At 56.3% G+C, this 12,577-nt stretch carries 7 protein-coding genes; 2 read left to right on the top strand and 5 right to left on the bottom strand.

All coding sequences use genetic code 11. From position 1 onward, the window contains the following. From bioF to mutS, 5 genes are all read right to left on the bottom strand, one after another. Entirely contained in the window at window positions 1-1,167 is a 1,167-nt protein-coding gene (gene bioF, locus CA948_RS10485; RefSeq protein WP_108727973.1) for an 8-amino-7-oxononanoate synthase, read from the bottom strand. Beyond that, the gene (locus tag CA948_RS10480; RefSeq protein ID WP_108727972.1) at window positions 1,164-2,360 is read right to left on the bottom strand and encodes a cytochrome P450; all 1,197 of its coding nucleotides are present in this window, start codon (window positions 2,358-2,360) and stop codon (window positions 1,164-1,166) included. Before CA948_RS10480 ends, bioF begins: the two co-directional genes overlap by 4 nt. Before the next feature lie 684 nt (window positions 2,361-3,044). Continuing rightward, window positions 3,045-4,289 (bottom strand): benzoate/H(+) symporter BenE family transporter, encoded by a 1,245-nt coding sequence (locus tag CA948_RS10475; RefSeq protein WP_108727971.1) that lies wholly within the window; start codon window positions 4,287-4,289, stop codon window positions 3,045-3,047. A 430-nt stretch (window positions 4,290-4,719) separates the two neighbouring features. Further along, on the bottom strand, window positions 4,720-5,910 hold the full coding sequence (locus CA948_RS10470) for a JmjC domain-containing protein (protein WP_108727970.1): 1,191 nt from the start codon (window positions 5,908-5,910) through the stop codon (window positions 4,720-4,722). A gap of 379 nt (window positions 5,911-6,289) precedes the next feature. Continuing rightward, complete coding sequence (gene mutS, locus CA948_RS10465; RefSeq protein ID WP_108727969.1) at window positions 6,290-8,926, bottom strand: DNA mismatch repair protein MutS; 2,637 nt, start codon at window positions 8,924-8,926, stop codon at window positions 6,290-6,292. 219 nt (window positions 8,927-9,145) lie between these two features. Here mutS and CA948_RS10460 point away from each other — a divergent pair, with 219 nt between their 5' ends. Both CA948_RS10460 and CA948_RS10455 read left to right on the top strand, forming a co-directional pair. Next, window positions 9,146-10,258: a YncE family protein gene (locus tag CA948_RS10460; protein WP_108727968.1), complete on the top strand. Its 1,113-nt coding sequence runs from the start codon at window positions 9,146-9,148 to the stop codon at window positions 10,256-10,258. Between the two features lie 12 nt (window positions 10,259-10,270). Beyond that, window positions 10,271-12,466 (top strand): TonB-dependent receptor, encoded by a 2,196-nt coding sequence (locus CA948_RS10455; RefSeq protein ID WP_108727967.1) that lies wholly within the window; start codon window positions 10,271-10,273, stop codon window positions 12,464-12,466. The last annotated feature ends 111 nt before the right edge of the window (window positions 12,467-12,577 follow it).

Below are 12,577 nucleotides of genomic sequence, written 5' to 3'. Positions count from 1 at the left end.
TCACCGTAAAGAGTGGGCGGCTTCATGTAGTGCCTGGACCAGTTGTTCAATGTCTTGATGCCGGTGCGCGGCAGACAGGGAAATGCGTAATCGGGCTTGATGGCGGGGAACGGTGGGCGGTCGTATGGCCGGTGCCCAAATACCTTTTTGAAGGAGCGTTTCGGATAGCTGCAAGGTGGGTTCGACCTCGCCAATCAGCAGGCTTTGTACCGGCGTCTTGGACGGAGCCAAGCGCCAGGGCAGATTCCGGCTCAGGGTTTGCAGCGTTTGGATGTGTTCTGTCAGCAAGGTCCGCTGTGCTTGAGCTTGTTTGATTAGTTGCAGACAGGCCAGCAAGGATGCGCAATGAGCTGGGGCCAGCCCGGTGCTGTACACATAGCTGCGAGCCGATTGAGTGAGCCAGTCCGCCAGGCTATGGGAGCAGGCGATAAACGCGCCGCCTTGACCGGCTGCCTTGCCAAAAGTCCCCAGATAAATCAGGCGCTGACGTTGCGTGGCCTTGAGCTGAAAATGTTCCGGCGCGCCGCGTCCGTTTTCACCCAATACCCCCAGGCCATGCGCATCGTCCAGATACAACAAAGCATCGTGGCGTTCGCATAAGGCGATCAGTTCATCAAGCGGGGCAATCGTTCCGTCCATGCTGAACAGGCTGTCCGAGATCACCAGCTTGAACCCTGTCGTAGGGCGGCTGAGTAAGTCATCCAGGCGTGCCATATCCCTATGGGGATAGACGTGTAAACGGGCGCCGGATAGACGGCTGGCATCAATCAGGCTGGCGTGGTTCAGCCTGTCACAGAAGATCGTGTCGCCAGTGCCGACTAGCGCGGGAATGACACCCAAGCTGGCCTGATAACCACTGACAAAAAGACGGCTGGCCTCAAAGCCACTCCAGTCTGCCAGATCCTGCTCCAGTGCCTGAGCCTGTGCATGATGCCCACAAATCAGCGGAGATGCGGTGGCTCCGGCGACGTCCTGTGCTTGTAGCTGCTTGAGCGCTGGGTGCTGACTCAGCCCCAGATAGTCATTGCCGGCGAAATTCAGCAAGACCTGGCCATTGCGTTCGATATGCGCGTTTGGCAAGGGACGGCTGATGGCTCTTTGTCGCCACAGCTTCTTGGCTTTCAACGCCTTCAGTTGTTGATCCAGGTGAGAGAGAAAAGCACTCATGACAGCAAGGCCCGGTATTGAACCGACAAGCGGTTCCAGCCCCGATAGGCGGGAAGCTGAATGCGTTCACCTTGGCCTAATTGAAGGCGAGGTAATAAAGGCAGGAACTGCTCAAGCGTCAGCCTGGCTTCCAACTGCACCAAACCAGCACCCAGGCAATGATGAATTCCGTGGCCCATGGAGAGCTCGGCCTGATTGTTGCGATTGAAATCCAGCTCGTCGGGATGGGCAAAAATCTCCGGGTCCCGGTTGGCAGCGCCCAAAAGCAACAGCAGCAATTGTCCCTTGCGTAAATGCTGACCGTGCCAGTGCTGGTCCTGCATCAAACGTCTGGCTGTGTATTGAATCGGGCTGTCGTGGCGCAGCACCTCTTTGATCGCGGCAGGAATCTTCTGGGGATTCGATAGCAAGTCTTGCTGCTTTGTGCAGTCGTCCAGCAGAGTTTGAAACAAGGAGCTGAGCAGATGCCGGGAGGTTTCATAGCCGGCAAAGAGCAACATACAGGACTGCGCCAAACGTTCGCGCCTGCCTTGAAGAGAGAGTTGCTTGTCATGCAAAAGCCGCCAAGCCAAGCCACCTTCTTGTAGGTTGGCGCTGTTCCCCAGAAAGTCGGCCATATCCAACAAGGCGTCCTGCGTGTCCATCAACAAGGGCTGATCTGGTGTCGCTTGTCCAATAAAACGCGCCAGTTGCTCTGACCAGGCCTGAAAAACAGATAAGGGTAGCTGCTGCAAACCGAGTACATCCATCATGACCAAGGCGGGGAGCGGACGGCAGACTTCATCCACCAGATCGGCAGAGCCGTGCTGTAGTTTGTTTTCCAAGCCCAGGTGGATTTGCGCAACGCGCTTTTCAATGGTGCCGTGTAGGGTGTCCAAGGCCTTTGCGCTAAAGGCGGCATTCACCACTCGCCGGACACGGGTGTGACGGGGACGATCCAGAAACACCAGTGTCCTGGCCATCAAGCCCTTGAAGGTTTGCAGACGCGGGGAGGGATGAGCACCTGCTTGAGATACCCACCCACCAACACGCCGCACACTTAAATCGGGATGCCGCAGGGCGGCTTGGACATCGCCGTGCCTGTGGACCAGCCACGCCCCACCACAGAAATCCGCATCCCACACCAAAGGTGGCCCCTGGCGAAGGCGGGCATAAGCCGGATAGGGAGACGCAAGATTGAAATCGCCAAACATGACACTGTTTCCTGAAGATCAAAGCCAGCGCAGGCTAGCACCTGAGCCGGAAAGAGGCAGTCAGGAGATTGTTTCTATTAATTCTTTCAGGGTGTTTTGAGCTAATTAATGAGTTATTTGCCGTTTATGACTACTGTTAGCTGTTTTTGTGTGACTGTTTTTTACAATAAAATTGATGAGCGAATTCGAGGTGATGGTCTTTTCTTTGCAGAAACCCTTTTTTCCTATGATTTAAAATTTTGTTTAAAATCAGATGCTTATGGGGTGGTGTGAAAAAAGGGTTTTAGTCGCAAAAAAAGCCATAAGATAGAGCCTGATTAGCATTCAGGGATGAACGCTCTAGTTTGCTGCCGAGTAGGCAGCTTAGAAAGTTTGCCCGTGACGCGACAAGCGGGACAAAGAGTTTGCTGCCGAGTAGGCAGTTCAGAGAAAGTATGGGCTGTGCTTTTTGCTAGGCGTTAAGTGTGGCGCGTCGTAAGCAGTTGAGAAAAGCTTCTGGGTTTGTATCGTGCGCAGATAAGGTTTGCTGCGATAGAGGCCGCTGAAAAGGTTTAAATTTCGGATGCCCAGCTAGCTTTTTGTCGTAGGCCATTGCCTATCCAGTGGCAAGGCCAGTGCTGGTAGCGGCCCTGCAGCAATGGCAGGCTAGGACTACCGCCCTAGTCTGCTATTTATTCCAACTAATCACCGGGCATCAGATGCTGCTGGCAGTCCATCAGTACTCAGTTTTTCGGTTTTACGCTGCGGCAACTTCCCATTCAAAATAAAGTATGCCAACAGACCGATCACCAGTCCCCAGAAGGCCCCGCCGATGCCAAATAGTGTGATGTTGGCGGCTGAGGCCAGGAAGGTGATTAACGCTGCTTCACGCGATTTGACGTCCGCCATGGCGCCGGCCAGGCTGCCACCAATGGTTCCCAGTAGCGCCAAGCCCGCCAGGGTGGTGATGAAGGTTGCGGGGAAGGCCATGAACACGGCGGCCAGCGTCAGGCCAAAAACACCGACAAGAATGTAGAACACGCCGGCTGCAATTCCGGCAACCCAGCGTTTGGAGGGATCCTGGTGCGCTTCTGGCCCGGTGCAAATGGCAGCGGTAATGGCCGCTACATTCATGGCGTGAGAGCCAAAAGGAGCCATGATCAGCGAGCCCAGACCGGTTACCCACACAATCGGGTTGGCGCTGGTACGAAAACCGTCGTTACGCAGGACCAGCATGCCTGGCATGTATTGGCCAGTTAGCGTAATCAGAAACAAAGGCAAGGCCACGCTCAGCAAGGCATTGAGCGTAAACACCGGCATGGTGAACACCGGCGCGGCCAGTTCCAGTTTCAGGCCACTGAGGTCGACGCGATGCTCCAACAGCAAAAAGCTCAGGCCCAGGATCAGAATGCCCACCACAGCATAGCGTGCGGAAAAGCGTTTGATGATCAGGTAGGCCAGGATCAGCAAGCCTGCCAGTTTAGGGTCCAGTGTCATGCTGCCAAATGCCCCAATGCCAAATTGCAGCAGAATCCCGGCCAGCAGGCCGGCGGCGATGCCGTTGGGAATCAGGCGGATCAGGCGCTCGAAGTAGGAGGACAGCCCCAGGGCGACGAAGGCTGCTGCCGAGATCAAGTAGGCGCCGATGGCTTCTTCATACGGCGTGGTGGCCAGCGCGGTTACCAGGAAGGCGGCGGCCGGGGTCGACCAGGCGGTGATGATGGGCTCGCGCGAGACCCAGCTCAAGAGCAGGCCGGTAACGCCGACGCCAATCGAGATCGACCAGACCCAGGACGCGGTCAGCTCGGGGCTGAGCCCGGCGACCTTGGCGGCCTGGAAAACCAGAATAAAGGTGCCACCGTAGTTAACGATGACCGATATGAGGCCGGCCACGATAGGCGGGATCAGATCGCTGACTAAATAGGATGAGGATGATCGAGAGGTAGACATAGTGCTCTGCGCTTTCCAAAAGGAGAGATGACAAACGAGCACTAGTTATAGCGACTAAATGGACTGGTCTGATAGGACGCTTTTCTGGTGTAGGGCAGACCACTTTTGAATTAAGTAGGCGCCTGACTATATTGAGTGGGGTGGCTACGTGATTTTTGAGAGTGGCCCGAGCTGGATTGAAGCTGGGCTGTAAAGCCACTAATGCTGGCTTTATGACGAGTTGCTCGTCTTGTGAATCGCGTTTTTCATGATAGTACTTTTTATTGCTGCACGGCGTGAATAATGCTGCCGCAACCGCAACCGCAACCGCAACCTCAACCAACAAATATATCGGACTTTTGATTCTTGGCGGGCTAGAAATAAGAAAGCGGGGCAGCTTGCAGGCTGCCTCGCTTTTTTGCTGAACTCGCCAGAGTTAGTGGCTCGGTGCTCAGTTTTCCTTGAATTGCAGCCAGCCGTCGTCCAGCCAGGCATTGAGCATTTCACGTTCGTCTTCATCCAGGGCTTCAAAATGCTCGCCGGGGATTGAGAGCTGACGCTGGTCAGCCAACAATTTCAGCGCCGGGCTGGCCGGGCAGGGGGCCACTTCACCGTTGATATACAGCTCATCGCCCCGGTACATCATGCGCGAGCAGCGGTCCAGCGCCAAGCGGCCTTCGGGCAGCTCGGGGTCGTGTAAATCAACCGGATCTTCGGCAATGTCGAACCAGCTATTGCTGGGCAATTCGGTCAACCAGACACCCAGGAAGCGAGAGGCTAGTGCCTCATCAAAACGAATGGCATTCAAGGCATCCAGCGACTTTTGAATCAGGTTTTCCGGCAAGGCGGCAGGTGTGGTGCTGGCCTGTGCGTCCGGGTCGGTGTAGCGCTGTTGCATGGACTCGGGCATGGGTATTGGCGGGTCGGCATACAGACCAAAGCCTTCACCACTGGCGGCGGCCAGTTGATCTGAGGCGGCATCCATCAAACCCCGAGCCAGCGTTGCCTGGGTGGGCGAGCGAAAGCCGATGGAAATCGTCATGCAGTCGCCAATCGCAATCCCGTCATGTGCTACGTGCGGGGGCAGATACAGCATATCGCCGGGTTCCAGGGTGAACTCTTCCTCTACCTGAAAATTGCGCAAAATCTTCAAGGGCAGATCAGGCACCAGACTCAAGTCTTTTTGCTGGCTGATGCGCCAGTGACGCTTGCCGTGGGCTTGCAGCAAGAACACGTCGTAGCTGTCGAAGTGCGGGCCTACGCCACCACCGTCAGAGGCAATACTGATCATGGCGTCGTCCAGACGGGCATCGCCAATGAAGCGGAACTGACGCATCAGGGCAGCGGTATTGTCGTCGTGCAGATCTACGCTTTGTGCCAGGGCGGTCCAGTTGGGCTGCGAGGCGGGCGGCAGCTCGTCAAACGGCCCGGTTTCCATTTCCCAGTCGTCGCCGTCATGGATGATCAGGCGCGACTCGACTTCTTCGCGCGTTACCAGCTCGCGGATATTGTCTATGCTCAGCGAGTGCTTGAAATTAGGGATGGCGCCGCGTATCAATAACGGTTTGCGTTGCCAGTAGGTTTGCATGAACTCATGCGCGCTGATGCCGCCCAAAAGGGTCAATGGCTGATCGATAGTCATGGACTGCCCGAACAAGAATTAAATTAGCCCGTAGCTTAACTGATCCGGCCTGTCACGGCTTGGGCGCAGTCAGCTGATAAGACGTGTATGGCGCAAAGAAAGCAGAAAAATAGGGACAAAATGCTGTGTCCGCGTTTGGACAGGGATGATTGGCAATCAGGCAATCAGGCAATCAGGCAATCAGGCAATCTAGACAGGTACGCCGATGCTCAGGTTTCTCCCTAGGGGCCTGGTAGGTAGACTGGCTAAACCTTTGCTGATGCCGTGGGGTCTTTGGTGTCAATGACACAGAGCAAGCAAAGGTCGTCAGATTGGCATCCAGAGAGCAGGCTGAAAGAACGGCCTGAAAAGGGAGCCGCCCAGGCTCCCTAGGCTTTGTCTACCCAGCGGATTTCATCTCTTTTTTCCAGCGATACAGCAGATCCAGGGCATCGCGTGCGCTCAAGTCATCCACATCCAGTTGCTTGAACTGATCCAGCAGTTCCAGTGCCTGTTCTGTGGTCGGGTCAGACTCTGTCGCCGTGGCTTCAGGCGCACTACCTGCATTGAACAGATCCAGTTGTGCACTAGGATCATTTTGTGCTTCCAGACGGCTTAGTTCACGGCTGGCCTGACGGATGACTGCAGAGGGGATACCGGCACGTTGCGCAACCTGAATCCCGTAACTGCGACTGGCCGGACCTTCCTGAACTTCGTGCAGGAACACAATGCCCGAAGCCGATTCTGCGGCGGCCAGATGCACATTGGCAGCCGCAGGCAATTCGTTGGGCAAACGCGTGATTTCAAAGTAGTGCGTGGCAAATAAGGTCAATGCCTGATTGTGGCTGAGCAGGCGATGCGCGATGGACCAGGCCAGGGCCAGACCATCGTAGGTGGATGTCCCGCGCCCAATCTCATCCATCAGCACCAGGCTGTAGGGGGTGGCGCCGGCCAGAATCGCGGCTGCTTCGGTCATTTCCATCATGAAGGTGGAGCGGCCACCGGCCAGGTCATCAGCCGCGCCGATACGGGTAAAGATGCGATCGATCTGACCAATGCGGGCTGTGTTGGCCGGCACAAAGCTGCCGATGCGGGCCAATAAGGCAATCAAGGCAACCTGTCGCATATAGGTGGACTTACCACCCATATTCGGGCCGGTAATCAGCAACATGCGGCGTTGTGCATGCATCTCACAATGGTTGGGTGTGAAACGCTCGATACTGTGTTCCACCACGGGATGACGACCCGCTTCGATCCAGATGCCAGCTTGCTCGCTTAGTTCGGGGGCGACCCAGTTATTGTCCAGTGCATGCAGCGCCAGTGAGGACAGGGTATCCAGTTCCGCCAGGGCGCTGGAGCACAGGGCCAAGGGACCCGCGTAGCTTTGCAGCTTGTCCAGCAATTGATCGAACAGGAACTTCTCGCGGCTCAGGCTGCGGTCCTTGGCGGACAGGACTTTGTCCTCCCATTCTTTTAGCTCAGGTGTGATGAAGCGTTCGGCATTTTTTAGTGTCTGGCGGCGGCGGTAATCGTCGGGGACTTTGTCGGCCTGACCCCGGCTGACCTCAATAAAGAAACCATGCACACGGTTGTATTCGACGCGTAGGGTGGCGATGCCGGTACGCTCGCGCTCCCGGGCTTCGATCTTGACCAACACATCGCCGCTGTCGCTGGCCAAGCTGCGCAATTCGTCCAGGTCGGCATCGTAGCCATCGGCAATGACACCCCCATCTCGTACGAGCAAGGCAGGCTCGGAGGCGATAGCGGCCTGCAGCAAAGAGGCCAGCTCTGGGTCCAGCGCCAGGTTTAACAAATGCCCATACAAATGTTCAGATTGAGCAAAGTTGTGTTCTAGTTCCTGACGCAGCTCGGGTAGCGTTGCCAGCGCATCGCGCAAACTGGCCAGTTCCCGTGGACGCACGCTGCGTAAGGAAATACGCGTGGCAATACGCTCCAGGTCTGGAAAACGACGCAGGGCATGGCGCAGCACACCCAAAGGATCGCCTGCATTCAGGCTGGCGCTTTGCTGGGTTTGGAAAAATAGGGACACCACATCCTGACGTTGCTGGACGGCGTGGTTCAGACGCAAGGGATGGTGCAGCCAGCGACGCAGCAAACGGCTGCCCATGGGGGTCTGGCAATGATCCAGCGTAGAGAACAGCGTCGGGCTGGTTTCACCGCTAATGGTTTCGGTAATTTCCAGATTCTTGCGCGTGACCGCATCCAGCACCAGAAAGTCCGAACTATGCTGAACACGGATAGCCGTGATGTGAACCAGGGATTGGGATTGCGTGCTGCCGACATAACGCAGCAAGGCTCCGGCTGCTGCCGTAGCCGCAGGCAGATCGTCCAGACCAAAGCTGGCCAAAGAGTCCAGATCGAAATGGTCCAGCAGGGTTTCGCGTGAACCGTCTTGCGCAAAGTGCCAGTCCGGCAAGGTGTGGCAACTGGCTTGCGGCAGTTCCGGGGCAGGGCGCAGCGATTCGGGGTAGACCAGCTCGACGGGGCCGATACGGTTCAGTTCCGTGTCCAGCATGTCCGGCTCGCACTGGCTGACCAGAAACTCGCCACTGGCCAGGTTCATCCAGGCCAGTCCGACCATTTCCTGGCGTTGTACTTTGATGAGCGTGCATGCGGCGATCAGGCGATCTGCCTTGGGAGGCAGCAAGGCATCATCGGTCAGCGTGCCGGGGGTGACTACGCGCATGATCTTGCGCTCGACCGGTCCTTTGCTGGTAGCCGGGTCACCGACTTGCTCACAGATGGCGACGGATTCGCCCAAAGCGACTAAACGCGCCAGATACCCTTCCATGGCATGAAAAGGCACACCTGCCATCGGGATGGGCTCGCCGTTGGAGGACCCGCGCTTGGTCAGTGTCAGGTTTAGCAGGCGCGCGCCGCGCTCGGCATCGGCGTAGAACATCTCATAGAAGTCCCCCATCCGATAGAACAGCAGATGCGAGCCGGCCTCCGCTTTGAGCTGAAGGTATTGACGCATCATGGGCGTGTGGGCGGACAGATCGGCAGCAGAAGTCATAGCACAGTTACAGGTCAGGGAATTCAACAACAAGGCCGCCCAGAAGGCGGCTGAGTCGATATTGTAGCGAGGGCAGTCAAGCGGGGGGGGAGGGAAGCGGCTGATTTAGTCCCGCGTGTTTCCCCTTACGGAGCAGGGATATCCCGGTTTTGAGCATAGAGGTGCTTAATGCAATAATAGAAATGATAATCACTTCTATTTCGAAAACAGGATATGCCCATGTTCACACGTTGTCTTGCTTTGTCTGTCTTGTCTGCCGCTTTGCTCAGTGCCGGATCGCTTGCTCACGCCCAGCCGTCAGAGGCTGTCTCGCTGCCCTTGACGCCGGAGCTGGCACAAAAAACCTCGATTACGGCAGAAGGAGCCTTGCGCAAGGATCTGGCCTACGGGATTTATCAAGCGGTTTACAGCCCCTTTGATAATTCCTTGTATGTGGCCTCGGCAGAGCGGGCGCCGTCGGTTCGTGGCGGCGTGATCTATAAGCTGGACCCCATCACTCTGGATGTGAAGGGGACCATGTATACCGACCAGAGCAATTTCGGCCTGGCAAGGAACGCCTCGGGCGATACGTTGTACGTGACCAATAGTCTGGCTGCTGCCGTCTCCAAAGTAGGGCTAAAGGAGGACGGAAACATAGAGCGCGTCCACTTCAACAATAAGAGTTTTGATGACACCAAAATGGGTCCGCGCACGATTCGTCACGATCCTCAGCAAGGTCGTATCTATGTGGGAGCCGTAGGCGCGCCTGCCGTGATCTGGGTGTTGGATGATCGCACTCTGGAGCTGATTGACACCATTGAAAACGCTGGCAAATGGGTCACGGGGCTCTTGGTGGATTCGGCCTCGCATCGTCTGTATGCCGCCAATGGTGATGGTGAGGTGATGGTGGTGAATACCCAAACCAATCAGATTGAACAGCGCTGGAAACCGGCGGGCGTCAAACCCGCCTTGCTCTTGAATTTTGCGCTGGACTCCAGCCGCAATCGTCTCTATGTGACAGAGACCAAGGACCAGAAAACCGTGTATGTGCTGGATGCCCGAGACGGCAAATTGCTGCAGACACTGCCGGTGGGCGACGCGATGGATATCTTGTACAACGCCGATCGTGATGAGTTGTACTTGACGCATCGTGAGCAAGGCAAGGTATCCGTGTTGGATGGCGCCAGCTATGCGGTCAAGGCGCAGTACAACTTGCCTGATAACCCCAACAGCCTGGAACTGGGTCCGGACAGCCAGTTGTACGTAACCGTTAAGGCGCCTGCTACCCCGCAGTACAAGGCCAGCAAGCGTGAAAGTGTGGTGCGCATTGATCTGAAGAACATCAAGGGTTGATAGGTAATCGTGATGACTTCTTTATTCAAACCTTGCCTGGGACGCACCTTGGTCTTGTCCTTGTTTGCTCTTCATGTTCAGGCTCAGGCCCAAGACAATGTCAATCGTGCCCAGACGCCGGAGTTATCAACCATTACCGTCAATGCCAGTGCCGATGCGTCGCGTCAGGGTTTGCTGCCGGAGTATGCTGGCGGCCAGGTCGCCAGCGGAGGCCGGGTTGGGGTACTGGGTTCCCTGGACAATATGGACTCGCCCTTTAGCGTCAATAGCTATACCAGCCGCTATATCGAGCAACTGCAGGCGTCCACGGTAGCCGATGTGGTGCGCCATGATCCTTCTGTGCGTGTGGCCCGTGGTTTTGGCAACTTCCAGGAAAGTTTTTTCATCCGGGGCTTTTTGACGGCTTCCGATGATATTGCCTACAACGGCCTGTTTGGACTGCTGCCCCGACAAGCGACGGCTGCGGAACTGGCCGAGCGCATTGAAGTGCTGCATGGAGCAGGGGGTTTTCTGTATGGTGCCGCGCCCTCTGGCGGTGGTATTGGCGGCACGATTAACGTGCTGCCCAAACGTGCCGGTGAGAACCCGCTGACCAAGCTTGGTGTGGGTTATGGCAGTGGCGGGCAAAGCCAGATCAAGGTGGATATGTCGCGCCGTTTTGCCGATGATGCGGCCGGTATTCGCGTCAATGCCATCAGGCGTAGTGGCGATACGGCTGTCGACAATGAACATACCCGTCTGGATCTGTACACAGTGGGGATGGATTGGCGTGGTGAGCGCGTACGGTTGTCGGCGGATCTGGGCTATCAGGAGCACAAGCTGCGTGAAGTCCGGCCTAATGTGGCGTTAAAGGCGGGCCTGTCCGCCTTGCCGGACTTGCCTTCACATAAGCGTAACTTCGCTCAGCCCTGGACGTACTCCAATGAGGAAACCGTTTTCGGCACCCTACGCGGGGAATATGATCTGAATGATTCCATTACCTTGTGGGCTGCCTATGGCATGAAACATGGCAAGGAAGATAATCAGCTTGCGACTCAGACGGTCACGGATGCGGTATCTGGCAAAACCACTTTCTCACGTTTCAACAATTCCCGACGCGATGATGTGAAAACAGGCGAATTGGGTTTGCGGGCCCGTTTTGAAACCGGGCCTGTGCTGCATGAACTGGTGGCCGCCGCCTCCTTGTATGACCACAAGGAGAAAAACGCCTGGGCCATGGGCAGCAAGCAGGACAGCAATCTTTATGATCCCGTGAACCAGGCCTTGTCGCCCATCGCCTTTACAGGTGGTGATCTGGGGTCTCCGGCGTTGGTAGGGCGCACCAAATTGACCAGTTATACCCTGGGTGATTTGATGTACCTCTGGGATGATCGGTTGGAAGTGATGCTGGGTTTGCGCCATCAAATCATGGAAACGCGCAGCTATGACTACGGCACCCAAGCCTTGCAGCGCAAAGACCGTCAGCAACATACCAGCCCTGCAGCGGGTGTGGTGTTCAAGCTGACGGATGAATGGGCCCTGTATGGCAACTACACGGAAAGCCTGGCACAAGGTGATCTGGCACCGACTCGCTTTAATAACCAGCCGGTTCAAAACGCCGGGCAGCGCTTGTCGGCCTTTGTGGCCAAGCAAAAAGAGCTGGGGGTCAAGTACGACAACGGTTCTCTGGGCGGCGGGCTAACCTTCTTTACCACGACCAAACCGCGTGGCGTGGTCAATGACGATCTGCGTTTTGTGGAAGCGGGCAAGGACCGCCATAACGGGCTGGAGTTAAGCTTTTACGGTCAGTTGACCGATTCCTTGCGCATTCTCGGTGGCGTGACTGCCCTGGACACCAAGCAGAAAAACACGGGTGATCCGCTTAGCGAAGGCCAGCGAGTGATTGGCGTGCCGCGCTGGCAAGGCAGTCTGGGTTTGACCTGGGATGTGCCGCAGGTGACGGGCTTGTCGCTGGATACACAGCTATTGGCCACTGGTGCCCGTTACGCGGATTCGGCCAATGCAATCCGTGTGCCAGGCTGGGTACGCTGGGACCTGGGGGCCAGCTACCAGCGCAAGATCTCCGGTGTGCCGATGACGTTCAGGGCCAGTGTCGAGAATGTCGCCGATACGACGTATTGGGCTTCGGTAGGCGGTTATCCCAATAATGGCTATCTGGTCTTATCGCAGCCACGCACCTTCATGTTGAGTATGTCCGCCGAGTTTTAAGGACGGGGCAGGGGAGGCTCTCCCCTGCCAGCTTTTTACTGCCTGGTTTTTCCTGACAATGAGGTAATGCGATTCTCCGCTAATCCGATTCGGCCTTATATCGGTTTGTCC

The organism is Alcaligenes aquatilis, assembly GCF_003076515.1.
GTDB classification, from domain to species: domain Bacteria; phylum Pseudomonadota; class Gammaproteobacteria; order Burkholderiales; family Burkholderiaceae_B; genus Alcaligenes; species Alcaligenes aquatilis.
The sequence above is the reverse complement of the archived record's forward strand: the minus strand, read 5'-3'. Positions and strand labels throughout refer to the sequence as shown.

Excerpts from the sequence above, each read along its gene's own strand:
- bioF (WP_108727973.1), bottom strand. The coding sequence starts at position 1,167 with ATGAGTGCTTTTCTCTCTCACCTGGATCAACAACTGAAGGCGTTGAAA.
- CA948_RS10470 (WP_108727970.1), bottom strand. The coding sequence starts at position 5,910 with ATGACTATCGATCAGCCATTGACCCTTTTGGGCGGCATCAGCGCGCAT.
- CA948_RS10480 (WP_108727972.1), bottom strand. The coding sequence starts at position 2,360 with ATGTTTGGCGATTTCAATCTTGCGTCTCCCTATCCGGCTTATGCCCGC.
- mutS (WP_108727969.1), bottom strand. The coding sequence starts at position 8,926 with ATGACTTCTGCTGCCGATCTGTCCGCCCACACGCCCATGATGCGTCAA.
- CA948_RS10460 (WP_108727968.1), top strand. The coding sequence starts at position 9,146 with ATGTTCACACGTTGTCTTGCTTTGTCTGTCTTGTCTGCCGCTTTGCTC.
- CA948_RS10475 (WP_108727971.1), bottom strand. The coding sequence starts at position 4,289 with ATGTCTACCTCTCGATCATCCTCATCCTATTTAGTCAGCGATCTGATC.
- CA948_RS10455 (WP_108727967.1), top strand. The coding sequence starts at position 10,271 with ATGACTTCTTTATTCAAACCTTGCCTGGGACGCACCTTGGTCTTGTCC.